This is a genomic window from Nocardioides sp. NPDC000445, from assembly GCF_040300245.1.
Lineage (GTDB): Bacteria > Actinomycetota > Actinomycetes > Propionibacteriales > Nocardioidaceae > Nocardioides.
Genome location: NZ_JBEPDH010000014.1, coordinates 130653 through 156774, shown reverse-complemented (window position 1 = coordinate 156774; position 26122 = coordinate 130653). Strand labels below are relative to the sequence as shown.

Here is a 26122-nt window from a genome sequence, read left to right as displayed (position 1 = left end):
CCTCATGGACACCCGTGGCGCCCACGCCATCGACACGATCGACGATCTCCGCCGCCACCTGCAGTGGGCGATCGAGCTCGAGCACGCGACGATTCCTCCGTACCTGTGCGCGCTCTACTCGCTGGACCCGGCCCGCAACCCCGAGGCCGCCCAGGTCGTGGGCACGGTCCTTGCCGAGGAGATGATCCATCTGGCGCTGGCCGCGAACCTGCTCAACGCCGTCGGCGGCTCTCCCGTGCTGGACGCGCCGGAGCTGCTCCCGGCGTACCCCCATCCGCTGCCCCACGGCGACCGGTCCGTCCACGTCCATCTCGTCCCGTTCGGGCCCGAGGCGCTCGAGCTGTTCCTGCGCATCGAGCAGCCGGCGTCCGTCGACGCGCCGCCGCAGGGTGACGAGTACCAGACGATCGGGCAGTTCTACGCCGCGATCGAGGCCGGCCTGCGCGCCCTGTGCGACCGGCTCGGCGAGGAGAACGTGTTCAGTGGCGACCCGGCCCGGCAGATCGGCGAGTTCCACCTCAGGGGCGGAGGTGGCGAGGTGCTGCCGGTCGTCGATCTGAAGTCCGCTTCGGCCGCGCTGGCGGAGATCGTCGAGCAGGGCGAGGGCGCCGCGCGTACGAACGTGTGGGACGGCGATCGCGACGTCTTCCACCCGGACCGGGACGAGGTCGCGCACTACTACCGGTTCCAGGAGCTCCGCCTGGGTCGCCGCTACCAGACCGGGGACACGCCGCAGTCCGGACCGACCGGCAAGGAGATCGCGATCGACTTCGACGGCGTGCTGCCGATGCGGCCCAACCCGCGTACCGCGGACTATCCGGAGGGCAGCCCCATCCGCGTCGCCCAAGAGGAGTTCAACCAGACCTACAGCCTGGTTCTGTACCTGCTCGAGCAGGCCTTCAACGGCGATCCCAGCCAGATGCAGGACGCTGTCGGCGCCATGTTCGGGCTCCGCAAGCAGGCGATGGCGCTGATGAAGATGCCTACCGGCGACGGGTCGACGACAGCCGGTCCGACCTTCGAGTACGTGCCCCCGGAGCAGCGGAGCTGAAGCACCCCGTGGGGGTCGCCGGAGCGCGGGCGACAGTGCGCCGCGGCGGCCCTCCCCGGGCCACACCCGCGCGCCTCGTTGCCACCCGCACCCGACACTGGAGCCATGTCTCTCTCGATCCACCCCGGATCCATCATCGACACGAGTCGCTGCGTCGACCTGTGGACACGAGTGATCGTCGCGCGAGACGGGTCGGACGTCGCCGCCGAGGTTGCCCGGCGAGCGCGAGCGGCGTTCACGGAGCCGACCGTACGCTTCGCCGTCGCCGGGTCGGCGCCCGACGGATTCGCGCTCACGGTCACCAAGGAGAACGGCGTCGCGCTCCTGTCCCGGGTCTGCGTCGACCCGTCGGCCACCTCGCGCGGGATCGGCGCGGCCCTGGTCGCCGACGCGGTCGAGCATGCACGGAATGCCGCGTTTCAGCGCATCGAGCTGGATGTCCGGGAGACGAACGCACGCGCCATCGCACTCTATGAGCGGGCGGGCTTCTCCGCCGTCTCCGACCCGTGGGACTACGACGGGGGCGACCGTGTCGTGACGTGGTCTCTCGATCTGACGATCGCGAAGCCTTCCAGGTGAGGTGGACCGACCTAACGAGGGCGGCCCGCGAGGAGATCGTCGGTGTCGTCGATCGCTGTCCCACTCCTCAACCGGCTGGTGTCGCGGCCGGGGGCCTCGCCGTAGCGACGGCGGTACTCGCGGTTGAACTGGGTGGCGCTGTCGTAGCCGACTCGGTGCGCGACCGTCGCGACGTCGTCGGCTCCCGAGACCAGGAGCAGCCGTGCCTGGTGGAGCCGGATCTGCTTCTGGAACTGGATCGGGCTGAGTGCCGTGACGCCCTGGAACTTGCGGTGGAAGGCAGAGGCACTGAGTCCGCAGCTGCTGGCGAGGTCGTCGACGCGGAACGGTTCGGCGAAGTTCTCGGTGATCCACCGCACCGCTCGGCTGATCTGGGTGGTGCAGCTGTCGGCTATCCCGATCTGCGCCAGGTTCCCTCCGAGCGGGCCGGTGAGCAGTCGCCAGAGGATCTCCCGCTCGACCATGGGCGCCAACACCGCCCGGTCCTGCGGCCGGTCGACGAGGCGCACCATCCGCACGACGGCATCGACCAGCTCGGGCTCGGCGTCGGCGACACCGACCGCAGGAGGGGCAGCACTGTTCCGCACGGCCACAGCGCCCGGCGGCGACTCCAGCAGCAGTGACGCGATGGTGGCGGGACGCAGCACCAGCCCGAATCCGAGCGCGGGCCGGTCCGGAGAGGCCTCGCTGTAGTGACCGGTGATCGGGACGTCGACGGAGGCGACGAGGTACTGCCCGGGACCGTACTCGAGAACGCGATCACCCACCGAGATCCGCTTGCGCCCCTGGGTGATCAGCGCGAAGACCGTGCCAGAACCGTTGGTCGACGGCGCCTCCACCGCATCGGCGCGGGCGAGCAGCATCCCCTCGATCGGGGTCGTCTGGTCAGGACGCGCGTGCTTCTCGATCCGTCGGCGCAGCTCCTCGAGCGGGGTGTCGGTCACGTGACGAAGGTACGTCGCCCAGCTGGCCGTCGTCGCCTGGTTCTGCTTCTTCGAGCAGGATCAGGCAATCATCCGCCATGTCTGGTCTCACGCCGCGCGGTCCCGGACTGGTTCGCTGAACGGGTCGAAAGAGCCCGCGCCGATCGGTGCGGAGCAGACCACCGGAAAGGCGACAGCGATGAACATCGAGTACGGATTCCAGGCCACCATGACCGCCAAGGAGGGGAAGGCGGACGAGCTCGTCGACCTTCTGCTCTCCGGTCCCACCGTCGGGCCCTCGGCACACGAGGGCTGCCTGGTGTTCCTGGTCAGCCGGTCGGCCGCCCACCGCGACGTGGTCCACCTCGTCGAGGGCTGGGTGAGCGAGCAGGTGCACCACGGCGTCTTCGACGACCCCGAGTCGCAGGGCTACATCGCCCGCTGTGCCGAGCTCGTCGCCGACTCGCAGTACACCGACTTCGTCCCGCTGGGCGGCAAGGCGAATCTCGCCCACGCCACGTCCCCCTCCGCCACCGGACGGTGACCGCGATGGACCACGCATCCGCCATGACGACCGCCCGGCCGAGCCTCGATCCCGAGCTCAGCACCCTGCTCGCCGACATGCCCGACGTACCTCCCCTCAGCGCGGAGACCCTTCCCCTGATCCGCCCGTTCGCGACCGTCGACGCGGACGTCGCGCTTGCTGGGCACGACCTGAGCAGGCGCGACATCACCGTCCCCGGCTTCGACGGCGTACCCATCCCTCTCACGGTCCTCACACCGGCCAGAGGCGGCGAGCCCCGCACGCCGGCTCCGTGTGTCTACTGGGTGCACGGCGGTGGGATGGTCATGGGTGACCGCTTCTCCCAGGTCGACATCCCGCTCGACTGGCTCCGGAGGTTCGGCGCCACCGTGGTGTCGGTCGACTACCGCCTCGCGCCCGAGGCATCGGGAGCGACGCTCGTCGAGGACTGCTATGCCGGACTCAGCTGGGTGGCCTCGCACGCGGACGAGCTCGACATCGATCCGGCTCGGATCATCGTCGCCGGTACGAGCGCCGGCGGCGGGCTCGCGGCCGGCACCACCCTGCTCGCGCGCGATCGACAAGGCCCGGCGATCGCAGCTCAGGTCCTGATCTGCCCGATGCTCGACCATCGCAACACGACGGAGTCCAGCCGTCAGTTCACGGGTCCCGGTGTCTGGTCCCGCGAGGCGAACGAGTTCGGCTGGCGATCGGTCCTCGGCGACCTTGCCGATCGTGGCGATGGCGGGGTGCCCGGCTACGTCTCCCCTGCGCTCGCCGAGGATCTCGCCGGGCTGCCGACCACCTATGTCGACGCCGGCAGTGCCGAGGTCTTCCGCGATGAGAATGTCGCGTACGCGTCCCGTATCTGGGCAGCGGGCGGGCAGGCCGAGCTCCACGTCTGGGCCGGCGGCTTCCATGGTTTCGATGCGCTCTTCCCCCAGGCCCAGGTATCGCAGACAGCACGCGCCGCCCGAACCGACTGGCTCTCGCGCGTACTCCGCGACCCGAGGCCCACGAGCTGATGGCCACCGCGCTCGCGCACCGCCGCCGCAGTCTGGTGGGTCGCTCGCCGGCCGAGCAGCACCGATCGGCCACCCCGCTGGAGCTGCTGTACGACCTGGTGTTCATCGTCGCCTTCGGACAAGCGGCTGACGAGCTGGCGCACCACGTCGCGGCGGGCCGGCCAGTCGCCGGGGTCGTCGGATTCAGCCTCGGGGTCGTCCTGATCTCGTGGGCCTGGGGCAGCTACACCTGGTTCGCATCGGCGTACGACGAGGACGACTGGATCTGCCGGTTCACCACCATGGTGCAGATGGTCGGCGTCGGCATCGTCGCGCTCGGGTTGCCCGAGATGTTCGCCTCGCTCGCCGGGGCCGAGAACGGCGGCTACGGCATCGTGGTCGGCGGTTACGTCGTCATGCGCGTGCCGATGGCCGTCCAATGGTTGCGGGCGGCGCACAGCGACCCGGCACGACGGCCGGCGCTGATGACGTACTTCTGGACCATCGCCATCGCCCAGGCCGGATGGACGTTGCTCGTGGCGGCCGCCCTTCCGCTCCCCGCTGCGGCAGTCATCGGAGTGGCGCTGCTGGCGATCGAGACGGTCGGGCCGGTGATCGCGCAGCGCGGGAAGGGCGGGACTCCCTGGAACGCCGACCACGTTGCGGAGCGCTACGGCCTCCTGGTCATCGTCGCCCTCGGCGAGGTCGTCTTCGGCACCGTCGCCGCGGTGTCGGCAACAGTGCACGGTCCCGCGGGCTGGAGCATCGATGCGGCCGTGACCGCGACCGCGGGGATCGGGCTCGCGCTCGCGATGTGGTGGATGTACTTCACCGTCCCGTCAGCGCTCGTCCTGCGAGTCCACCGGGAGCGGGTGTTCTTCTGGTCCTACGGACACCACATCATCGTGGGCGCGATCGTGGCCGTCGGTGCCGGCTTGCACGTGGCTGCTCTCCACCTCGAGCACGATTCCCAGATCGGGCCCGTGCCCACGGTCCTGACGGTCGCGGTCCCATTCGTGACCTTCGTCTGGATGCTCTACGCCCAGTGGAAGACCCTGGTCAGGGTCGGCAACCGACGTCACCTCGCCCTGATCATCGGCACCGCTGCGGTGACCAGCCTGGCGGTCGTCCTGATCGCGGCGGGCGTCTCCATCGCCGTGGGCCTGGCGGTGATCGCGATAGCGGCCGTCATTCCCATCGCGTGGTTCGAGCTCATCGGACACCGCGATCTCGCAGCTTCGCTCGCTCCGCAGACTCTCAGCGGATAGGGACGTCGGTCGTCCTGGTCAACTCGTCGATGTCGGATGTCCGAACGGTGACGGCGAGCTTCCAGGTCCCTGAGACGGGCACATCGATACGCCCCAGGCGCTCGCCAGTGGCGACGGTGTCCAGCCGTACCGGGAGCGGCCCGATCCGGCCGAGGCTCGCGGACGCGGCGACCTCGGGCGGGTCCGTCGGTGCACCGCTCGGGTCGAGGACGTACACGTGCAGGTCCTCGTCAGTGGGCCATGTCGACGAAGCGGCTGTAATGGCCCTGGAAGGCGACGACGAGGTCGCGGGTGGGGCCGTTGCGGTGCTTGGCGATGATCACGTCGGCCTCGCCGGGGCGGGTCGACTCCTTCTCGTAGACGTCGTCGCGGTGGAGGAGGACGACCATGTCGGCGTCCTGCTCCAGCGATCCCGACTCACGGAGGTCGGAGACGGCCGGGCGCTTGTCGGCGCGCTGCTCGGAACCACGGTTGAGCTGGGACAGCGCGATGATCGGGACCTCGAGCTCCTTGGCCAGCAGCTTGATCTGACGGGAGAACTCGGAGACCTCGAGCTGACGGGACTCGACCTTCTTGCCGGAGCTCATCAGCTGGAGGTAGTCGATGACGATGAGCCGGAGATCGTGGCGCTGCTTGAGCCTTCGGGCCTTGGAGCGGATCTCCATCATCGTCATGTTGGGGCTGTCGTCGATGAACATCGGCGCGCTGGAGACCTCGCCCATCTTGCGGGCCAGCTTGTTCCAGTCGTCGTCGGACATGTTGCCGTTGCGGATGTGGTTGAGCGGCACCTTGGCCTCGGCGCTCAGGAGACGCATGGTGATCTCGGAGCGGCTCATCTCCAGGCTGAAGAAGACGCTGGTCAGGTTGTTGTGGATCGAGGCCGCACGACAGAAGTCGAGAGCCAGGGTCGACTTACCCATCGCGGGTCGGGCAGCGACGATGATCATCTGGCCGGAGTGGAAGCCGTTGGTGAGCTCGTCGAAGTCGGCGAAGCCGGTGGGTACGCCGTAGAGGCCGGCCTCGCGGTTGGAGATGGCCTCGATCTCGTCGAGGACGCCATCCATGATGTCGGCGAGCGGGGAGTAGTCCTCACCGGAGCGCTTGTCGGTGAGCTTGAAGACCTCGGCCTGGGCCTCGTCGACGATGTTGTCGACCTCGCCCTCGCCGGCGTAGCCGATCTGCACGATCTTGGTGCCGGCCTCGACCAGGCGGCGCAGGACCGACTTCTCGCGGACGATCTCGCCGTAGTAACCGGCGTTGGCGGCGATCGGGACGTTCGAGGCGAGCGTGTGCAGGTAAGGAGCGCCACCGATGCGCTCCAGCTCACCCTTGCGGCGCAGCTCGTCGGCGACGGTGACCATGTCGGCGGGCTCACCACGACCGTAGAGATCGATGATCGCGTCGTAGATGGTCTCGTGCGTCGGGCGGTAGAAGTCGGTGCCGCGCAGCGTCTCGGAGACGTCGGCGATGGCATCCTTCGAGATCAGCATCGAACCGAGGACGGCCTGCTCGGCAGCCATGTCCTGCGGTGGCGTGCGGTCGTTGACCGCGCGCGGGGCGTTGCCCGGTTCGTACGCCGCGGGGCCGTCGCCCCACTCCTCGAACGGCGGCTCCGGGAAGTCGCCCGGACCGCCCATCGAGCCGGTCTCAGTGACGCTCATTCCCTTGCCCCTCCGTGGTCTGCGGATCGTCGCGGCGTGATCTCGGTCGATTCGGTTCCACGCTACGGGTGGGCACCGACAGTTCTGCTCGCGCAGTCCTGGGCCGACCCTCGACGACACCCTCAAGTCTCCGTGAGACTACGTCGCATCCCACATCGGCGACAGCAGGTTATCCACAGGCCCTGGGGATAACCGGGGGATAGCGGTGGACGACACCCTGGTCAATGTGAACAGCCTGGGGAACTGCCTGTGCATAACTAGGCTCATCCGATTGGTAAAGCCGCTCTGACCTGGGGCTTTGTTGTCCATAGGCTGTGGACGAAAGAAAGTCGGCAGCCCATCGGGGTTCATCGCCGAGATCGTCGTGCGCCCTTGGGCGTTTTGTCGACATAGCGCCGCAACGATGTTTTCCACAGGTTTTCCACCTGCCCTGAACAACGCCTCGCGCCGACGGTGTCTAACCTTGAGACCGTGACGAGCCGGGCGGATGCGAAGAGCTACTCGAAGACCGACCGCCGGGGCCTCGACAAGGAGATCTGGCGGCTCGCGATCCCCGCCTTTCTGGCCCTCGTCGCCGAGCCGCTCTTCCTGCTGGCGGACTCCGCGATCGTCGGTCATCTCGGCACCCGCGAGCTCGCCGGCCTCGGTGTCGCGGGCGTCGTGCTCCAGACGATCGTCGGGCTCTGCGTCTTCCTCGCGTACGGCACCACAGCATCGGTCGCCCGCCGCATCGGCGCCGGCGACACCGCCGGCGCGCTTCGACAGGGCATCGACGGGATCTGGCTCGCGGTGATCATCGGGGTCGTCGTCACGATCCCGGTGATGGTTCTGGCCGAGCCGCTCAGCCGGGCGGTCGGCGCAGGCGACGAGGTGGTCGGCCCCGCGACCACCTACCTCCGGATCGCCGTCCTCGGGGTGACACCGCTGCTGATGATGCTCGCGGCCACCGGCGTGCTCCGCGGACTGCAGGACACCAAGACCCCGCTGGTCGCGGCGGTCGTTGCCAACGTACTCAATATCGTGCTCAACCTCGCCCTCGTCTACGGCGCCGGGCTCGGCATCGCCGGCTCGGCGATCGGCTCGGTGATCGCGCAGGTGCTGGCGGCCGGGATGCTGACGTACGTCGTGGTGCGGGCCGCCCGCGGCCAAGGCGTACCGCTGCACCCGGATGCGCCCGGGATCCGGGCCTCCGCGCGGGCCGGCGTAGCGCTCGTGGTTCGCACGCTGACGCTGCGGATCGCGCTGTTGGTCACGACGTACGCCGTCACCCACCTCGCCGTCGGCGACCAGGCCGTCGCCCTGGCGACCCACCAGATCGCCTTCACTCTGTGGACGTTCCTGGCGTTCGTGCTCGATGCGATCGCGATCGCCGCCCAGGCGCTGACCGGGCGGTCGCTCGGGGCAGGCGACACCCGGGAGACGCGAGCCATCACGGCCCGGATGGTGTGGTGGGGCGTTGTGATCGGCGTCGTGGCCGGCGTGCTCCTGGCTGCTCTCTCTCCGTTCCTCGGCGCACTCTTCACCGAGGACCAGGCGGTGCGCGAGCTGTTGGTGCCGGTGGTGATCGTGGCGGCGATCGCGCAGCCGATCGCGGGCGTCGTCTTCGTCCTCGACGGGGTGCTCATCGGCGCCGGCGACGGGCGCTATCTGGCCTGGGGTGGGGTCTGGACCCTTGTGGCGTATGTCCCGCTCGTCGCGCTGGCCGTCGCCCTCGGCGGTGGGCTGGTGTGGGTGTGGATCACCTTCGCGGTCGGCTTCATGGGCGCGCGCTTCGTGGTGCTGACGCTCCGTGCCCGCAGCGACCGCTGGCTGGTCACCGGCGCCTGAGCCTCACCCACATACTCGGTTGCGCTGCGCCCGGGTTGGCGTCAAGGTCAGGACATGCCCGCCGATCCGAAGAGCACCCTGAAGACGTACATCGATGCCCGCCGCGAGGCGCTGATCTCCAAGGTCGAGGGCCTCTCGGAGCGGGAGGCGCGGCTGCCGCGTACGCCGACCGGCACCAACCTGCTCGGCATCATCAAGCACGTCATCGGGGTCGAGGCCGTCTACCTCGGGGCGACCTTCGACCGTCCGTTCCCGCATCCGGAGCAACTGATCTCGGCCGAGCAGTTCGACATCGATCCGCAGGCAGACTGGTACGCCACCGAAGAGGAGACGGCCGCGGAGATCATCGATCTCTACCGCCGCGTCATCGCCCACGGCAACGAGACGATCGACGCGCTCCCGATCGACGCGGTCGGCCACGTACCGCACTGGGGCGGCGAGGAGGTCACCCTGCACCAGATGATGGTCCACCTCTTCGCCGATCTCGCCGGTCACGGCGGACAGGCCGACATCCTTCGTGAAGAGGCCGACGGTGCCGTCGGCTGGCGCAAGGCGGGAGACAACATCCCGCCGGAGTACGACTGGCCGGCGTACGTCGCGAAGCTGACCGACATCGCCAACAAGTTCTGACCCGAGGCGTCATTCGCGTCGGCCGAGATGGCATTCAGGTGCCCGGTCGAACGACCTGAGTGACGGCTCGGCCGACGTACCTGACTTCTCGGCGAAAACGAACAGGCCCGCCTCCCGGAGGAGGCGGGCCTGGGTGAATCCCTAGATCAAGCGGGGACCACGTTGAGGGCCAGCTTGGCGGACACCTCGTCGTGGAGCTTGACGGAGACCTCGTGAGCACCGAGCGCCTTGATCGGGTTGCCCAGCGCGATGGTGCGCTTGTCGATCGACTCGCCGGTGGTCTCGGAGACCGCGGAGGCGATGTCGGCGGCGGTGACGGCGCCGTAGAGGCGGCCGTCCTTGCCGGCGCGGACCTTCACGTTGACCGTGTTGGCCTCGAGCTTGCCCTTGATCTCGGCGGCGTGAGCCTCGTCGCGCACGGAGCGAGCCGAGCGAGCAGCCTTGATCGAGTCGGCCTGCGACTCGGCGCCGCGGCTCCAACGGATGGCGTCGCCACGCGGGATCAGGTAGTTGCGGGCGTAGCCGTCCTTGACCTCGACGACGTCACCGGCGGAACCCAGCCCGGTGACCTCCTGCTGAAGGATGATCTTGGTAGCCATGTCGATCCTCCTCAGCGACCGGTGGAGGTGTAGGGCAGCAGAGCAACCTCGCGCGCGTTCTTGACGGCGATGGCCACGTCGCGCTGGTGCTGGACGCAGTTGCCGGTCACGCGACGGGCACGGATCTTGCCGCGGTCGGAGATGAACTTACGGAGGAGGGTGGCGTCCTTGTAGTCGACACCGGTCGCCTTCTCCTTGCAGAACTGGCAAACCTTCTTCTTAGGCTTGCGAATCACTGCCTTGGCCATTGTGGTGCTTCCTTTCTAGAAGCCCGGCGAGCGCCGGAATGGTTGAGGGATTCGGAATGTGGATCTGTTGATCAGAAGGGAGGCTCGTCGTTGCCCACGCCCGGGGTCGCCCACGGGTCGTTGGCCGGCGCGCCGCCGCCCGCGTTGGCGGGCTGCTGCGGAGCCGGCGAGGCCCACGGGTCGTTGCCACCGGCCGGAGCCTGCTGGCCACCGCCCTGGGGGCCGCCGTAGCCACCACCCTGGTTGTAGCCACCGCCGCCACCCTGGTTGTAACCGCCGCCGCCACCCTGGCCGCCGGACTGGCGGCTGGCCTTGGTGACCTTGGCGGTCGCGTAGCGGAGCGAGGGACCGATCTCGTCGCACTCGAGCTCGAAGACAGTGCGCTTCTCGCCCTCACGCGTCTCGTAGGACCTCGACTTCAGGCGACCCTGAGCGACGACACGCATGCCGCGCTGCAGGGACTCGGCGACGTTCTCAGCAGCCTGGCGCCAGATCGAGCAGCGCAGGAAGAGGGTCTCCCCGTCCTCCCACGCGTTGGTCTGACGGTTGAAGCTGCTGGGCGTCGAAGCAATCGTGAAGTTGGCAACGGCTGCACCGGACGGCGTGAAGCGAAGCTCCGGGTCGTCGGTGAGGTTGCCGATCACGGTGATGACGGTGTCGCCTGCCATGAGATCTCCCTTGAGTCTGATCTGGGTGTCGGTGTCGGTTCAGGAGCTATTTCCCGTATGGGCCCAAACATAGGACCCCGCACCGACAATTACCGACGGTGACATCCGCGTCACTTGGACGGACGGATGACCTTCGTACGCAGGATCTGCTCGTTGAGGCCAAGCTGGCGGTCGAGCTCCAGAACGGTCTTGGGCTCGGCGGTCAGGTTGACGACGGCGTAGATGCCCTCGGCGTTCTTGTTGACCTCATAGGCCAGACGACGGCGTCCCCAGACGTCAACGTTCTCGACGGTGCCACCATCAGTGGTGACGACCTTCAGGAACTTGTCAAGGGTCGGGGCGACGGTGCGCTCATCGAGGCTGGGCTCGAGGATCACCATTACTTCATAGGCGCGCATAGCGTTCTCCACCTCCTACGGACTCGGCGGCCATGGTCTCTCCATGGCAGGAGGGCTGATGCGATGTCCCATCTCCATCTGTGGAGAGGGACGAGTCAGGGTATCAACCAGCGGTTTCCGTGGCCGAATCCACGGCCTCGACCGTGAACGGCACCGTGATCACCTCTCCGTCGCCGAGCCGGAACTGGGCCCAGAGGCGGTAGAGACCAGCCTTCGGTACGTCCAGGTGCAGCCCGAGCTCGGGCCCGAACGAGGCACCGGGGACCGCCAGCTCGTCGCCTTCGGCGTGGCCGTGCACGAACGTCTCGCCGTCCGCGCTCATGACCACGACGTGGCCGGCCGCCCCGAGGTAGGGCTGTAGATCGTCGACAACCTTCCCGGTGCTGTCCTCGAAGCGAAAGTGCAGGTCGCTCTGCTGGTCGGCGACCGGCGTGCCCTCGAGCGTGACGGTCAGATTGTCGACAGTCGACGATCTCGGGCTCGCCTCCAGCGGGACGGCCGGGGGCTGCGTACCCTCGACGGTGAGCTGCTGCCGGTCGAGCACATCGGCCATGTCGGCCCGGCGCCGGAACTCCGTGTCGACGCGGTAGGTGCCTCCGGCAGGGAAGGTCACGTCGGTCTCGAGCTCGCCCGGCCGGCCGGTCGGCTCGGCGTGGAGGTGGCGGAACCAGGAGAGGTCCTGGCTGGTCACGATCACGTGCATCCAGGCCTGGTGGGTGCGGCCGAGGTCGGTGACCGGGTCGCCGGTCGCGGCGTCCGTGACGAGGAACCGGAGCCCACCCTCACGTTGCGTGATCGCGACGTCGATGCCCGACTCCTCGGAGGCGACGGGGGCGATGTCGACCTCGTGCATCTCCGTCATCGACGGACGCATCGGGCTCATCCCCTGCGCCCATTCCAGGATGCCGTTCATCCCGCGCTGAGCGGGCTCGGTGCGGCTCAAGTAGGTCAGGCCGGCCCCGATCGAGATCGCGATCACGGCCGTGACCAGGAGGTACCCGCCGTCGCGGACGCGGGTGACGAAGCCCCGGCCGGCGTACGCCTCGGGGGTCTCGGGGCGGCGGAAGCCGCGCAGGCGCAGCGCGTTGGTGACGACGCTGACCGAGCTCATCGCCATCGCGGCGCCGGCGAGGACCGGGTCGAGAAGGGCGAGCGCGGCGACGGGGATGAGGAGCACGTTGTAGGCGAACGCCCAGAACAAGCCCTGCTTGATCGTCGCGACGGTACGCCGGGAGAGCGCCAGCGCGGTCACCACGCCGCGGAGGTCGCCGCCCACGAGGGTGATGTCGGAGGCTGCCAGGGCGACGTCGGTGCCGGTGCCGATCGCGATCCCGACGTCGGCCTGGGCCAGCGCCGGGGCGTCGTTGATCCCGTCGCCGACCATCGCGACGACCTTGCCCTCGTCCTGGAGCTGCTGGATCCGGGCGAGCTTCTGCTCGGGCAGCAGGCCGCCGGCGGCGTGACGTACGCCGACCTCGTCGGCCACCTTCGCCACCGTCGCGGCCGCGTCGCCGCTGAGGATGTGCACCTCGACGCCCGACTCCTCGAGCAGGCGCACGGTCTCCTTGGCCTCGTCGCGGACCTGGTCCGCGACCCGGATCGACCCGGCGTACGTGCCATCGACCGCGACCAGGACGGAGCCGTTGTCGGCGGCGTCGATGCCGTCCTCGGCCAGCATCGCCGAGTTGCCGACGACGACCCGGCGCCCGTCGACGTACGCGCTGATCCCGCGCCCCGGGTGGGCCTCGAACGCCGAGACCTCCGCGTGCCCGGTGTCGGCCGAGGCCTCGGCACGGGCTCGGAGTGCGGTGGCGAGGGGGTGGTCGCTGCCGGTCTCGGCGGCGGCGGCGATCCGGACCAGCTCGTCGCGGGTCCAGCCAGGGGCAGGGACGATCTCGGAGACCTCGGGCTTGCCGTGGGTGATCGTGCCGGTCTTGTCGAAGACGATGGCGGTGACGGAGCGGGCGCGCTCCAGGGTCTCGCCGGAGCCGACGAGTACGCCGAGCTCGGCGGCGCGGCCGGCGCCGACCATGACGGCGGCCGGCGTGGCCAGGCCGAGGGCGCAGGGGCAGGCGATGATGAGGACCGCGATGGCCGCGGTGACGGCGCTGGTCAGACGCTCGGCGTCGGGGCCGAGGACCAGCCACCCGATGAAGGTCAGCGCTGCCACGACGAGGACGGCGGGCACGAACACCGCCGAGACCCGGTCGGCCAGCCGCTGCAGCTTGGTGCCGGAGCCCTGGGCAGACTCGACCATGGCGATGATCTGCGCCAGCGTGGTCTCGGAGCCGACCGCGGTCGCCTCGATCTCGAACGAGCCGGTCTGGTTGATCGTCGCGCCGATGACGATGTCGCCCTCGGCCTTCCGCACCGGGTCGCTCTCGCCGGTGAGCATGGACTCGTCGACGTAGGACGATCCGGCGACGATGCGGCCGTCGACCGGGACCTTCTCCCCGGCGCGTACGCGAATCCGGTCGTTGACCTGCAGGTTCGCGACCGGGACCGTGACGTCACGGCCGTTGCGGACCACCGTGGCCGTCTCCGGCATGAGGCCGACGAGAGCCTTGACCGCGTCGGCCGTACGCGACTTCGCCCGGGCCTCGAGCCAGCGGCCCATCAGCACCAGCGCGACGATGACCAGGGCGGTCTCGAAGTAGAGGTGGAGCGGCAGGCCCCACGCCTCGGCCTGCCCCATCCACAGGGTCACGAAGGCGCTGTAGGCGAAGGCGATGCCGGTGCCGAGCGTGACCAGGGTGTTCATGTCGACCGTCCCGTGGCGTGCGCCTCGAGCCGCCGCGACGTAGATGTCCCGACCCGCCCACCACTGGGTGATCGCGGCGACCACGAGCACGATCGACATCACCGGCTCCATGGCGTCGACGGGGAGCGGGACGTACATCAAGGCCATCAGGCCGAGCCCCACCGCCAGGGCCGTGACCCACCGCCGCTTGAGCTGGACGAGCTCTTCCGCGCGGCGTACGTCCCGACCCGACTCAGACGTCGCCGCCTCGTCGATGTGCGGCTCCTGCGGATTGTCGACAGTCGACGATCTCAGGACGGCCTGATAGCCCGCCTTCTCGATGGCGGCGCTGATCTCGGCGAGGTCGGTGCGGGTGGGGTCGAAGTGAACGAGGGCGGTCTCGGTGGCGAGGTTGACGTTGGCGTCCTCGACACCCTCGACACGGCTGATGGCCTTGGTGACACGGCGCACGCAGCTCGCGCAGGTCATGCCCTCGATCTCGAGCTGTTGCTCGGTCGGATTCGCGGCGGTGGGGGTCATCATGATCAGGCCAGCGAGTAGCCGGCCTCCTCGACGGCCGCGCGAATCGCGTCGTCCGAGATCGGCTCAGCGGCGGTGACGGTGACGTTGCCCGAGGCCAGGTCGACGTCGACGTTGCTCACACCGGCGATCCCGGTGACCTCTTCGGTGACGGAGGAGGCGCAGTGTCCGCAGGTCATACCGACGACAGTGAAGTTCTGGGTGCTCATGAGAATCTCTCTGGGTTGTTGGATTGTTGACAATCAGGACCGGACGAGGCGAGCGATGGCGGCAGAGGCCTCGGCGAGCTTCTCGTCGGCCTCGGCGCCACCGTTCTGGACCGCGCCGGCGACGCAGTGACCGAGGTGCTCGTCGAGCAACCCGAGGGCGACGGCCTGGAGCGCCTTGGTCGAGGCGGAGACCTGGGTGAGGATGTCGATGCAGTACGCCTCGTCCTCGACCATCCGCTGCAGCCCGCGCACCTGACCTTCGATGCGCTTGAGGCGCTTGAGATAGGCCTCCTTGTTCTTGTTGTGGAGGTATCCGTGATCCGCGTGGCCTTCGGGCCCGGTGTGCTCGTCCATGCGGCCTACCATACCCCCGTAAGGTATGAAGTCAAGCCAACATATGTCGGCGCCGCGCCCTAGACTGGACCCATGGCTGTTGCGATCGGTGCCCACGTAGACCAGACCGACCCCGTTGCCGAGGCGACCGCGCGCGGCGCGAGCCTGGTGCAGTTCTTCCTGGGCGATCCGCAGTCCTACAAGGGCCCGGTGGTGACGTACGCGGACGGCGCGGCCGCCCTCAAGGCGCGCGCGGAGGAGCAGGGTGTCGATCTCTACGTCCACGCGCCCTACATCATCAACGTCGCCACGACGAACAACCGGATCCGGATCCCGAGCCGCAAGCTCCTCCAGCAGCACATGGACACCGCGGCCGAGGTCGGCGCCAAGGGCCTGATCGTCCACGGCGGCCACGTCAACAAGGACGACGACCCGGCGAAGGGCTTCGACAACTGGCGCAAGGCGATCGAGGCGACCGACATCAAGGTCCCCCTCCTGATCGAGAACACCGCGGGCGGCGACAACGCGATGGCGCGCTACCTCGACCGGATCGCCGGCGTCTGGGAGGCCATCTCCACCGCCGAAGGCGCGGAGAACGTCGGCTTCTGCCTCGACACCTGCCACGCCCATGCCGGCGGCAACCCGCTCGAGACCGTGGTCGAGGACGTCCTCAAGATCACCGGCCGGATCGACCTGGTCCACTGCAACGACTCCCGCGACGAGTTCGACTCGGGCGCCGACCGCCACGCCAACTTCGGGGCCGGCCGCATCGACCCCGACCTCCTCGCCGGCGTGGTCCGCGACGCCGGGGCCCCGGTGATCTGCGAGACCCCGGGCGGTGCAGCGGAGCACACCAGCGACTTCGCCTGGCTCCGCGAGCGACTCTGACCGATTCTCACCGAATCTTCACTTCTGTCAGCCGAGACGTGAGTTCTGACGGACGAAACTGCACATTCGTCCACCACAACCGAAGATTCGTTCGCCACAGCCGCGGTCTCGCTCGCCAAAGGTGAAGAATCGGCTGAGAATCAGACCACCCAGCGGGACCGTCGGCTATGACCCAACCGGGCCATTGACTTATTGTTGATCGAATGGGTTCGAATTGGCGCGCCGATGTTCAAGGTCTCCGTGCCGTCGCTGTCGGTCTAGTGATCGCAGGACACGCGGGGCTCTCAGGATTCGAGGGAGGGTTCGTCGGAGTCGACGTCTTCTTCGTCCTCTCCGGGTTCCTGATCACCACTCTGCTGCTGCGTGAGACCGACCGCAGCGGCAGAGTCAGCATCAGTCAGTTCTACGCTCGCCGCGCCCGCCGCATCCTGCCGGCGGCGACCGCGACGATGCTGGTCGTACTCACCTACAGCGCGATCGTCCTGCCCCAGACGCGCACCGACCAGATCGCGGGCGACGCAGGCTGGGCGGCGGTCTTCCTGGCGAACGTGCACTTCGCGAAGGAGGCGGTCGACTACTTCAACAACGCCGCGCCCTCGCCGTTCCAGCACTACTGGTCGCTCTCGGTCGAGGAGCAGTTCTACGTCGTCTGGCCGCTGCTGGTGCTCGCAGTCGCCCTCTGGATCCCGAAGCACCACCGCCGCCGCGCGATCACCGCGCTCGCAGCGCTCGTGGCGGTGGTCAGCCTCGCCTGGTCGCTGCACGCCACCGCTGCCGACCCGACCACGGCCTACTTCTCCACCCCGGCGCGGGCGTTCGAGCTCGCCGCCGGCGCGCTGCTCGCCTGCGTCGCCGGACGACTGACCCGGATCAAGAAGCCGTACGCAGCCGCCCTCGGCATCGCCGGTGTCGGCACCCTCGTCTACGCCACGACCAGCTTCAGCGAGGCGACGCACTTCCCGGGCTGGCACGCCCTGGTCCCGGTGCTCGCCACGGTCGCACTCCTGGTCGCCGGCCCCGCCACCCCGACCGGCTGGCTGCTCTCGAAGCAGCCGCTGCGCTACCTGGGTGACATCTCGTTCAGCCTCTACCTGTGGCACTGGCCGATCCTGATCCTCGCCCCCGAGGCCATCCCCGGCGGCGGCGTCCGCCAGCTGCTCATCATGCTGGCGCTCATCCTGGCCGCCTCCGCGGCGAGCTACCACTGGATCGAGATGCCGTTCCAGCGCCACAAGATCCCGCATCTCACCAAGGGCCGCCGCGCGCTCGCGCTCTGGCCCGCCGCCGCCGCTCTCGCCCTGGTCGCGGGCACGAGCTCGCAGGCGTACGCCGGCTACCAGGTCGACGTCGCCAAGGCCAACGCCAAGGAGTGGTTCAAGGAGAACCCCGACGTCCTCGAGACCGACGACAAGCCGGTCACCGGCGTGCTGAAGAAGACGGTCAAGGCCGCCGAGGAGGGCGCACCACTGCCGCCGGAGGTCGAGTTCGACGCCACCGACTCGTGGGCCGAGCGCGGCGGCTACTGCTACGCCGGCTACGGCGAGACCAAGCTCGACGGCGACTGCGTCTACGGCGACGGCAAGGCAGAGCGCACCGTCGCGGTGGTCGGCGACTCCCACATCGGGATGTGGCTGCCGGCCCTCGACACCCTCGCCGAGCGCCAGCACGTGAAGCTGGTCCCGTTCGTGAAGCTCGGTTGCGCTGCGTACGGCGTCAAGCAGAAGTCCTCGAAGATGACCGTCGAGGAGTGCGAGGACTTCCGGTCGTGGACCAACGAGCAGATCGCCGAGCTCGATCCGGACACGATCGTCGTCGGCGCCCGCGGCATGCTCGACATGGAGGAGCGCGACGGCGTCTCGACCGAGGAGCAGTGGCGCGAAGGCGTACGCCACGGTGTCAGCGCCTTCGAGAAGGTCACCCCGGACGTACGCGTCTTCGCCGATGTCCCCGCCGTCGACAGCGACCCCGGCGAGTGTCTCTCCGACGCCCGCAACCTCCTCGAGGACTGCGTCGTGAAGCCCGACGGCACCGAGGTCGACTCCAACGAGGTGACCCAGGAGGCGCTCGAGGGCACCGAGGCCGCGTACGTCGACATCGTCGACCTGGTCTGCACCGAGCGCTGCCCGCTCGTCGTCGGTGACGTCGTGACCTACTACGACGACTCCCACATCACCGCGACCTGGGTCGACCGGGTCACTCCCGCACTCGGCAAGCGCCTCGGCCGCCTCGACCGTTCCGCCTAGAACACATTTCAGTTCTGCGGCGGCGGAACCATTGCCGTAGCCGCGTCGGCGCGGAAGAATCGAAGGTTGCCGGGCGGGGCAGTCAATCCCCTCACCGCCCCGCCCGGCCCATGTCTTGGCCACTCGTGGGTTGGGCATCCCCCTCTTGCCCAACCCACGTTGTGGCCCCGAAACCGCCTGCCTCCCCCAAGGCGGCGGCGCCAGCGTCCGAACCGAATTCCCCCGAATCTCGGTCCGGACAGTCCCAAGGAGTTCGCCGCCGGCCCCCTGATACACCGACTTCGAGATTTTCTTCCCCGCCTGCTTCCAGCGGTGAAGGCTGTGTAAATCCCCTCCCGGCGCCACTCCCGCGCTGCTACGTTGCTGCGCATGCCAGGCCCAGGAATGCTCACCCTGATGGTGTTGCCCGCCCTGATCGGCCTCATCATCGTCGCCCGCCCGAACGTCGCACTGTCCCTGACACGACTTCGCGGGAAGTGGCTGATCGTCCTGGCCGCCGCCCTGCAGTTCATGCACGTGGAAGGCCTGTGGCCGGATCAGGTCGACGAGCGTGTGGAACGGCGGGCGTATGCCGGCCTCGCCCTGGTCATCGCAATTGCGTTCTGTTGGCTGAATCGCTCGCTCTGGTCTCGGCGCTCAGGCCGATGGGCGCTGTCACTCATCCCGCTTGGGACCGCGTCGAACTCGATACCGATCGCGGCCCTCGGAGCGATGCCGTACAGCCTCCAAGGGGCACGCATCGCCGGCTATTCCAGCGCCGAGCTGGCGACCGACGCGCCCGGTTACATCCGCCTGGACGACGTGTCACCGCTGTGGATTCCGCTCGCTGACCTCATCCCCATCCCCGTCCTGATGAAGGTCATCAGCCTCGGCGACCTACTCCTCCTCCCTGGCTTGGTGCTGCTGGTCATCGCCTGTTACCAGCCCAGCGCTTCGGCCTCTTCTGCCACCGGCTCCACATCGGAGAGTTCCGCCCAGCCATCGGCGTAACCGCGCCGATCTCACCTCTACCCCACGAGAGGAGGAGCAATGAGCAACGGACTGAAGGCACGCGCCTACCTTGCGGCGACCACCGCCGTCACCACGGCCCTGGCGGTCTACGCGTTCGCCGCGCCACATAACCAGCCCCACTAGATCCAACGTGATGGGCGAGGGCTTACCGGGCCTTCGCCCATCACCAAACCGTCAAGGTCGCTACGAGAAGCAGACGAACGGAGCCGGCGGAGCGTCGGTGGTTACGGCGGGGAGGGACTCCGCGAGCGCCTCGGCGGGGGCGAGGCCCTTCGCAAGCGCACCGTGGAGACGGCTGAACACCTCGTACGCCGCCTCATCGGCCACCACCGCGGGCGACGCGATCACGGCGCGGGCGCCGGCGTGCAACCAGGCTCCGACCAGGCCGATCAGCTCCTCGCCCCAGCGGATGGTCGAGCGTCCGACCTCGCAGGCCGAGAGGAGCACGACGTCGGGGACGGCGGCGAGGCCGTCGATGTCATAGCCGTACCAGGTGCCGTCGGCGAGCTCGAGGCCGGAGAAGAGCGGGTTGTCGGCGGAGTGGTGGCCGTGGGCGGCCAGGTGGAGCACGTCGACCTCGGCCGCCAGCGCGGAGACGGCAGATGCCGTCGCGTCGGCGCCGGTGAGGATGCGCGAGCCGCGCCAGGCGGTGGCGCTGTGGGCGACCTCGTCGGCGGCGCGCATGACGCGGGGTCCGGCGACGAACCCGGCCACCTGGGTGCGCAGCGGGGTGTCGGCGCGGCTCAGCCAGGCGGTGGCGCTCTGGGCCACCGTGACGGGTCGGCCGGTGAAGCCCGACAGGAGCGTCCATGGCACGGCCGCCAGCACCGCCGAGGGAGTCAGCACGACCGGCCGATCGCCGATCCGGTCCAGGATCGGCGCGACAAGCAGGTCGGAGAGCTGCTGGAGCCGGGCAGTCAGATCGCCGCGTACGGCGGCACCCAAAGGCCCTGGGAGGTCGGTCGCGGCGACGTCGAGATCCGGCAGCAGGCCACCCAAGAGCGACCCGAGCGCAGCCTGCTCGCCGAGGTCGATCCGGGTGGCCGCGTCGTCGGTCGCGACGAGCGCGACGATCCGTCCCGCAGCGACGACGTAACCGACGAGCGCATGACCTCCGATGCGTTCACGCAGGTCAGGCAGTGAGATCGGGTCGGAGACCTGGCCCGATCCCTTGACCCGCCAGGCTCGCTGACGGATCTGCTCACGCAGCTCGTGCTCGCGTTCGGGCGACACCTCACCGCGCAACTCGGCCAGGTCGGCGGCGAGCTGAGGATCAGACGGCGGCCGCACCGGCTGGACCCGCGACGCCAGCATCCGCGACCGCTCAGACCACTCGAAGAGCACCTCGGTCTCGCCCGACTCGACGGCCAGCTCCAGGCCGCGCCTGGCCAAGGTCCGCCCGTGTCCAGCGACGTTGGTCTGCAGGTCGAGGCTGCCGAACGAGCTCTGCCACAGATGGAAGTCATCGAGTCCGGCCCGCAGTTCGCGAAGTCCGGCTACGGTCCGGCCAGCGGCCACGGCCAGCTCGGCTCGGAGCTCCCGCTCCAGCAGGCGGATGTCGATGGGAGCCTCGGGGGCCACCGGGCCGATGACCCTGCCACTTGCTGGTCTCGTCGGCAGGCCGGCATTCTCTACCGAACGAATGCGCGCGAGCCGGGCCTGCAAACGCACGCGGAGCGCGGGCCAATTCAGGCCTTGCTCCTCGAGCGGACCCGCCAGCGCCTCGCCGTCCTCGCTCGGATCCTCGCGGGCGGTCACCGCCGCCTCGAAAGCCACCGCCCGCGCCCTCAGCGCCAGCCCTGGCGCCTTAGCCTCTTCGAACCGCCCGAGCGCCGAACGTGCCACTCGCTCGGCCTCGGCCGGGTCTGTCGCCACCAGGTGCGACGCCAGCACCAACTCCGCCTCGCCCTGCCGCTGCCGCTGCCCCTTCGATCCGTACGCCTCCGCCGCCTGCCGCAACATCTCGCCGCCCTGCCGGGTCAGCCCCGCCGCCATGAGCACTTCGGCCCGGTCGGCGTCACACACCGCCTTCACCAGCGGTCCGGCAGCGGCTTGCAGGGCATACGACGACTCCATCAGCGCCAGCGCGCCGACCAGATCTCCGGAGAGAAAGAGCGCGTACGCCCGGTTGTGGTCAGCTTGAGCTGCCGCGAGATCGTTGCCTGTTTCCAGATAACTGTCCGCGGCCTTCCGGAAGTCCTCAACAGCTGCCTTGAGATCAAAACGGTCGAGGTGCACGGTGCCACGGTTAAGGTACGCATCAGCCAGGTCACCGGGATGGTTAGCCAGCGCCCGGATGGCTTCCCCGAAGACGGCGAGCGACTCTGCCGCACGTCCGGCCCGCCGCAAGAGCGTCGCCCTTTGTTGCAGAAGTGCGCCCGACGTCTTCGTCTTCAATCCGTCGAGGGTCAACGCCCGGTCGAGCAGGTCCAGTGCCTTGTCGAAGTTGGACTCATCTGCCGCCAAATAGGCCAGCGTCGACTCCGCACGAGCTTGCACTTCGTTGTTGCCCTCTGCCACGGCAAGCTCGCGCGCCTTGTTGAGCAGGCGTTGCGCTTCGGACACGTCACCGGAGACGGACGCGCCGACGCCCATCTGATGAAGCTCCTCCGCACTGCTCATCACCGCATCAAGCCAGGGGCTTGAGCGTGGTCAGCGCCTCTAGCGCCGCCCACGCTCGCTTCTTGTCCTGCTCCTCGTCGCCTGGCTGCCCATGGTCGAGGAGCCACTGAGCGATCTTCCCCGCAAGCAGAGGTGCAGCGAAGGACGTGCCACTCCAGATGGCGAATCCCCCTGAGTAGTCGTCTGGGTCGAGGGACGCTCGAGTTCGACCGAGGTGGTCAGTCTCGACACCAGGCTGGTAGCCCCCGTCGAAGGTTACAGGCAGTGTGCTCAACACACTCGCGCCGATCTCATGCGCTCGCACCCACGGCCCCGCGTTGCTGAAAAGCGCATCAGTCGTTCCGTTCGGGTTCAGCGCGCCCACGGAAACGATGGGAAGCACGTCAGGATCTTGAGCGATTGGACCAGAACCGTCGCTCCATGGACCGAAAGCCGCCGGGAAGCTCGGTCGGGTCGTGGCGTCGTTGCCTGCGGAGCAGACAACCAGCGTCCCGTTCGCGGAAAGGTCCGCGAGGATCTCATACAACGTCGGATCGAAGAGCGCATCTGACGGGGTCTCGTGGTAATAGCTGATCGACAGGCTCAGCACATCGATCCTGCGCCCGCGCGGGTCGCCCTTTCGGTATAGATGAACCAATTCAGCGATCTGTGCGAGTGCGGTAATCCAGTCGGTCTCGGCAACTGACCCCTCGGGTGGAACGATCCGCCACGAGTAGATGTCGGCATCTGGGCATGCCTGGTGGACCAGGCCGCTGATGAATGTTCCATGGCCAGCTAGGTCGTCGATCATTCCGTCGAGGGGACCGACTTGGTCTTCATCCACCTCCGAGTTGGGAACACTCGCCGGCCAACCGATGTGATGCTCTCCGAGCCGCACGTCGCGCTCGACGAAATCGAGCCAAGGGTGCTCTCCACAACCCGTATCCAGAATGGCGACCACCGGCCGATCGCCATCAAGTTCGTCATCCCGATGCCGCGCAGGGGGCGAACCGATGTAAGCCACAGGCTGGCGGCCGCCCGTCCCAAACGGGTCGTACCCGTCATCGGGGTTTGGGCGGTTGTGAGGGTTAGGGCGATTATGCGGATTCGGCCGATTGTGAGGGTTCGGCCTGTTGTGAGGATTTGGGCGGTTGTGAGGGTTGGGCCGGTTATGCGGGTCAGCGCCGGTTTCAGGAGCTGGAACGAGCACGTGCTCCAGACTGATCCCTCGAGTGCCGTCCTTCGAGTCGGCTCGAAGCATCTGCAGGACGGTCCAAGCATCCGGGGCCTGTGCGGCCTTACCCGGGCGAATGCCCAGTCGAACGCGGCGTACGCCAAACCTCAGGTCGCGGGCGCACTCGGCTTCGTCCTCGGGCTCGGCCCGCCATCCGAGGCCCTTGGCAGCCTTGTCGATCCGCTTGAGGGTGTCATCGAAGTCCACCGACTTGGAGATCAGCAGGACGGTCGACGAGTAGACGGTGGAACCGGCAGCGACGCCGTCGACCGCCATCGCGTTGGTGGGGTCGAGCAGGCGTGCTTCAGACCATCCATAGGCCATCGACAGTCGTGGCTCGTTCTTGGGATGCACTGGTACTCCTGGTCAGATCTCGAACGTGGGGGTCAGAAAAGCAGCAGAGCCGTCGGCAGGCTCGAAGCGGAGCCGGATGAGGCCGGCGGGCAACGAGGTGAGCTCGAAGCGACCCGAGGCTCCGAGGGTGACGGCGACGATCGGCGTACGGACATCGTCGGCGCGGACGGCGCGGACGGTCATGGGTGAGCCGGGGACGACCCAGCCGTCGAGGCGGGCGGTGGTGTCGGTGTCGGATGCGACACGCACCAGGACATCCACGCCGGACTGGGCGAAGCGCAACGTGTAGGCAGAGCGGGCGGAGGCAGGGGCGGAGGAGCGTACTCCGGCCGCCTCGGCACCCGAGGACTCCACCAGGAGCATCAGCTCCAGGTCGAGCCCGAGACCGGACTCCTCGGCGGCGCCTGCGGCGGCCGCCTGCATCCGGGAGATCAGGCCCCCGGGGACGGGGTCACCAGCAACATAAGCCTGTCGAACCAGGCCCAACAGCTCTTCGCGAGTGGGCTCCTCCGAGCGACCCATCACGACACCTCCCCTTCATCGAACGCAGCGCGCAGTGCGTCCCGCAGCTTCCCGAGACAGCGGCCGCGGGTGGGGCCGATGCTGCCGATGGGCATGTCGAGCTCTTCGGCCAGACCGGCATAATCCGGCCGGTCGGAGAAGGCGACCACGCGCAGCAGTCGCCGGCACCGCTCGGGCAAGCCCTCGACGGCTGCCCAGATGAGGGAGTTGCGGTCGCCCTCGACGACCAGGGACTCCGCGGAACGCTGCGTCGGGACGCGGGACTCGAGCGCCTCGTCCTCCACAGGTACGTCCCGCCCGGATCGCTTCGCGACCCGCCACGCCTCACGGCGCGTGGTCAGCGTGAGCCAGGCGCCGACGGCTGCGGTGTCGAGGATCGAGGAGTGCTTGCGTACGAAGGTCAGCCAGGTGTTCTGGACGACGTCCTCCGCTTGCTCGGCAGAGAGTCGGTAGGAGCGCGCGACCTGCCACAGGACGGGCGTCATCGTCGCGACCAGCTCGTCGAGGGCGGCGGAGTCGCCGCTGAGCCAACGGTCGAAGTCGGCCGTGGCCCGGGACCACACGGTCACAGGTGCGTCGGCATGACCGATCCCCCGTGGTACCCGTGTCACAGTCTCCTCCTCGACCGGTGGCCTCCGGATCGGCGGCGAGCCGGTGGGGGGCCAGATGGCGCGCGGACGCGTCATCGTGGTGGTCATAGTTGCTGTCACGGCTACAAGGAGGCCCGGGCCCCAAGCCGTGATACATCTGGTCGTTGACAATAGCGTCTCAACGGCCCTGACTCACTAGGGAGCGGCGCGATTGTCCCCACATTGGGGCGGTGAGACGCTCACGGGCGGCGGTCCCGACCGGCTCGACCACCGGGATTCGGCCCTACCGCCAGAGCGGGTAGCCTTCTGCGGGTGAGTCTCACCGTGCGCCCCATCACCGCTGCGGAGCATCTCGCCTTCATCGAGAAGCAACCCAGCGTGAGCTTCCTCCAGACCCCGTCGTGGGCCCGGGTCAAGACCGAGTGGCGCTCGGAGTCGATCGGATGGTTCGACAGCCTGCAGGGCGGTGCCCTCGTCGGCGCCGCGCTGGTGCTGCACCGGCCGGTCCCGAAGCTGGAGCGGTTCACCCTCGCCTACCTGCCGGAGGGTCCGAGCATCGACTGGTCGGGCGATCTCGCGCCGTGGCTGGCGCCGCTGGCTGCGTACCTGAAGAAGAACGGCGCCTTCGGCATCCGCATCGGCCCGCCCGTCACCACTGCCACCTGGAACGCGAACCAGGTCAAGGACGGCATCGCCGACGACACCGTCCAGCGGCTCAACCAGCTCACCCCCACCCACCGCGACGCCACCGGCGCCCGCGTCGTCTCGCAGCTGAGGGCGGCGGGCTGGAAGCTCCAGTCCCCCGAGGACGGCTTCGGCGCGGGCCAGCCGCAGTACAACTTCGTCATCCCGCTGGCCCACGAGGACGGCACGCCGAAGACCGAGGACGAGGTCCTCAAGGGAATGAACCAGCTCTGGCGCCGCAACATCAAGAAGTCCGCCAAGATGGGCGTCGAGGTCACCGTCACCTCTCCCACCGCCCCCGCGGACGGCGACTTCGAGGGTGACCTGAGCGCCTTCCACGACCTCTACGTCCACACCGCCGCCCGCGACCACTTCACGCCCCGGCAGCGGAGCTACTTCAGCACCATGTTCTGGGCGATGTCGTCCGAGGATCCGGAGCGCATCAAGCTCTTCCTGGCCCGGCACGAGGGCGATCTGGTCGCCGCCACCATCATGGTCCGCGTCGGGCAGCACGCCTGGTACTCCTACGGAGCCTCCTCGACCGAGAAGCGAGACGTACGTGGCTCGAACGCCCTGCAATGGGCGATGATCCAGGACGCCATGGCCGCCGGTGCGACCACCTACGACCTGCGCGGCATCACTCCGACGCTCTCCACCGACGACTCCCACGTGGGGCTGATCCAGTTCAAGGTCGGCACCGGTGGCCAGGCGGTGGAGTACGCCGGGGAGTGGGACCTGCCGCTGAACAAGCCGATCTACACGGCCTTCGATGTCTACATGAAGAGGCGCTGATC

At 68.6% G+C, this 26122-nt stretch carries 25 protein-coding genes; 11 read left to right on the top strand and 14 right to left on the bottom strand.

Translation table 11 applies throughout. The features are described 5' to 3' along the window. Positions 1-4: 4 nt before the first annotated feature. Together ABT304_RS19460 and ABT304_RS19455 are read left to right on the top strand one after the other, a co-directional pair. A complete protein-coding gene (locus tag ABT304_RS19460; RefSeq protein ID WP_350717618.1) occupies positions 5-1051 on the top strand; it encodes a ferritin-like domain-containing protein in 1047 nt (348 codons plus the stop codon). 105 nt (positions 1052-1156) lie between these two features. After that, complete coding sequence (locus tag ABT304_RS19455) at positions 1157-1630, top strand: GNAT family N-acetyltransferase (protein ID WP_350717617.1); 474 nt, start codon at positions 1157-1159, stop codon at positions 1628-1630. 11 nt (positions 1631-1641) lie between these two features. On the opposite strand, the gene ABT304_RS19450 is transcribed toward ABT304_RS19455, so the two are convergent. After that, positions 1642-2574, bottom strand: coding sequence for an AraC family transcriptional regulator (locus ABT304_RS19450; protein ID WP_350717615.1), 933 nt, complete (start codon positions 2572-2574; stop codon positions 1642-1644). 178 nt (positions 2575-2752) lie between these two features. Between ABT304_RS19450 and ABT304_RS19445 the strand changes: the two genes are divergently transcribed. From ABT304_RS19445 to ABT304_RS19435, 3 genes are read left to right on the top strand one after another with little or no spacing between them, the layout of a single operon-like run. Then, a complete protein-coding gene (locus tag ABT304_RS19445) occupies positions 2753-3097 on the top strand; it encodes a putative quinol monooxygenase (RefSeq protein WP_350717613.1) in 345 nt (114 codons plus the stop codon). Positions 3098-3102: 5 nt separating this feature from the next. Further along, the gene (locus ABT304_RS19440; protein ID WP_350717611.1) at positions 3103-4101 is read left to right on the top strand and encodes an alpha/beta hydrolase; all 999 of its coding nucleotides are present in this window, start codon (positions 3103-3105) and stop codon (positions 4099-4101) included. Further along, positions 4101-5348 carry a low temperature requirement protein A gene (locus ABT304_RS19435; RefSeq protein WP_350717609.1) on the top strand — a complete coding sequence of 416 codons (1248 nt, stop codon included), beginning with the start codon at positions 4101-4103 and terminating at the stop codon, positions 5346-5348. The genes ABT304_RS19440 and ABT304_RS19435 overlap by 1 nt, the downstream gene beginning before the upstream one ends. On the opposite strand, the gene ABT304_RS19430 is transcribed toward ABT304_RS19435, so the two are convergent. Together ABT304_RS19430 and dnaB are read right to left on the bottom strand one after the other, a co-directional pair. Continuing rightward, positions 5338-5565 (bottom strand): carbohydrate-binding protein, encoded by a 228-nt coding sequence (locus tag ABT304_RS19430; RefSeq protein ID WP_350717607.1) that lies wholly within the window; start codon positions 5563-5565, stop codon positions 5338-5340. The two genes, ABT304_RS19435 and ABT304_RS19430, sit on opposite strands and share 11 nt — an antisense overlap. Positions 5566-5578: 13 nt before the next feature. Further along, positions 5579-7009: a replicative DNA helicase gene (dnaB, locus tag ABT304_RS19425; RefSeq protein ID WP_160026145.1), complete on the bottom strand. Its 1431-nt coding sequence runs from the start codon at positions 7007-7009 to the stop codon at positions 5579-5581. Positions 7010-7480: 471 nt separating this feature from the next. On the opposite strand from dnaB, the gene ABT304_RS19420 reads away from it, so the two are divergent. Next, the gene (locus ABT304_RS19420; RefSeq protein ID WP_350717605.1) at positions 7481-8836 is read left to right on the top strand and encodes an MATE family efflux transporter; all 1356 of its coding nucleotides are present in this window, start codon (positions 7481-7483) and stop codon (positions 8834-8836) included. Between the two features lie 54 nt (positions 8837-8890). Then, the gene (locus ABT304_RS19415; RefSeq protein ID WP_350717603.1) at positions 8891-9466 is read left to right on the top strand and encodes a DinB family protein; all 576 of its coding nucleotides are present in this window, start codon (positions 8891-8893) and stop codon (positions 9464-9466) included. Positions 9467-9612: 146 nt separating this feature from the next. Here ABT304_RS19415 and rplI read toward each other — a convergent pair whose 3' ends face one another. From rplI to ABT304_RS19380, 7 genes are all read right to left on the bottom strand, one after another. After that, entirely contained in the window at positions 9613-10065 is a 453-nt protein-coding gene (rplI, locus tag ABT304_RS19410; RefSeq protein ID WP_160026142.1) for a 50S ribosomal protein L9, read from the bottom strand. An 11-nt stretch (positions 10066-10076) separates the two neighbouring features. Then, positions 10077-10313, bottom strand: a complete 237-nt coding sequence (gene rpsR / locus ABT304_RS19405) for a 30S ribosomal protein S18 (protein WP_008355445.1) — start codon at positions 10311-10313, stop codon at positions 10077-10079. A gap of 71 nt (positions 10314-10384) precedes the next feature. Next, positions 10385-10981, bottom strand: coding sequence for a single-stranded DNA-binding protein (locus ABT304_RS19400; protein WP_160026141.1), 597 nt, complete (start codon positions 10979-10981; stop codon positions 10385-10387). A 110-nt stretch (positions 10982-11091) separates the two neighbouring features. Then, positions 11092-11379 carry a 30S ribosomal protein S6 gene (gene rpsF, locus ABT304_RS19395; RefSeq protein ID WP_091044123.1) on the bottom strand — a complete coding sequence of 96 codons (288 nt, stop codon included), beginning with the start codon at positions 11377-11379 and terminating at the stop codon, positions 11092-11094. Positions 11380-11482: 103 nt separating this feature from the next. Further along, positions 11483-14659: a heavy metal translocating P-type ATPase gene (locus ABT304_RS19390; RefSeq protein WP_350717601.1), complete on the bottom strand. Its 3177-nt coding sequence runs from the start codon at positions 14657-14659 to the stop codon at positions 11483-11485. A 5-nt stretch (positions 14660-14664) separates the two neighbouring features. After that, positions 14665-14868 (bottom strand): heavy-metal-associated domain-containing protein, encoded by a 204-nt coding sequence (locus tag ABT304_RS19385; protein WP_350717599.1) that lies wholly within the window; start codon positions 14866-14868, stop codon positions 14665-14667. A 33-nt stretch (positions 14869-14901) separates the two neighbouring features. Next, complete coding sequence (locus tag ABT304_RS19380) at positions 14902-15222, bottom strand: metal-sensitive transcriptional regulator (RefSeq protein ID WP_008355454.1); 321 nt, start codon at positions 15220-15222, stop codon at positions 14902-14904. A gap of 72 nt (positions 15223-15294) precedes the next feature. On the opposite strand from ABT304_RS19380, the gene ABT304_RS19375 reads away from it, so the two are divergent. The 3 genes from ABT304_RS19375 (at position 15295) to ABT304_RS19365 (ending at position 19322) form a co-directional block, all read left to right on the top strand. Further along, a complete protein-coding gene (locus ABT304_RS19375) occupies positions 15295-16089 on the top strand; it encodes a deoxyribonuclease IV (protein ID WP_350717597.1) in 795 nt (264 codons plus the stop codon). Between the two features lie 203 nt (positions 16090-16292). Then, a complete protein-coding gene (locus ABT304_RS19370) occupies positions 16293-18332 on the top strand; it encodes an acyltransferase family protein (RefSeq protein WP_350717596.1) in 2040 nt (679 codons plus the stop codon). Between the two features lie 384 nt (positions 18333-18716). Next, positions 18717-19322, top strand: coding sequence for a DUF5317 family protein (locus ABT304_RS19365; protein ID WP_350717595.1), 606 nt, complete (start codon positions 18717-18719; stop codon positions 19320-19322). 204 nt (positions 19323-19526) lie between these two features. Here ABT304_RS19365 and ABT304_RS19360 read toward each other — a convergent pair whose 3' ends face one another. Genes ABT304_RS19360 through ABT304_RS19345 form a run of 4 tightly spaced genes read right to left on the bottom strand, consistent with a single transcriptional unit; the run spans position 19527 to position 24665 of the window. Continuing rightward, positions 19527-21965 (bottom strand): CHAT domain-containing protein, encoded by a 2439-nt coding sequence (locus ABT304_RS19360; protein ID WP_350717594.1) that lies wholly within the window; start codon positions 21963-21965, stop codon positions 19527-19529. A gap of 7 nt (positions 21966-21972) precedes the next feature. Next, on the bottom strand, positions 21973-23532 hold the full coding sequence (locus ABT304_RS19355) for a S8 family peptidase (protein WP_350717593.1): 1560 nt from the start codon (positions 23530-23532) through the stop codon (positions 21973-21975). A 12-nt stretch (positions 23533-23544) separates the two neighbouring features. Beyond that, positions 23545-24054 carry a hypothetical protein gene (locus tag ABT304_RS19350; protein WP_160026133.1) on the bottom strand — a complete coding sequence of 170 codons (510 nt, stop codon included), beginning with the start codon at positions 24052-24054 and terminating at the stop codon, positions 23545-23547. Next, positions 24054-24665: an RNA polymerase sigma factor gene (locus tag ABT304_RS19345; RefSeq protein WP_350717591.1), complete on the bottom strand. Its 612-nt coding sequence runs from the start codon at positions 24663-24665 to the stop codon at positions 24054-24056. Before ABT304_RS19345 ends, ABT304_RS19350 begins: the two co-directional genes overlap by 1 nt. A gap of 291 nt (positions 24666-24956) precedes the next feature. Here ABT304_RS19345 and ABT304_RS19340 point away from each other — a divergent pair, with 291 nt between their 5' ends. Then, positions 24957-26120, top strand: a complete 1164-nt coding sequence (locus tag ABT304_RS19340) for a lipid II:glycine glycyltransferase FemX (RefSeq protein WP_160026131.1) — start codon at positions 24957-24959, stop codon at positions 26118-26120. Positions 26121-26122 lie beyond the last annotated feature (2 nt).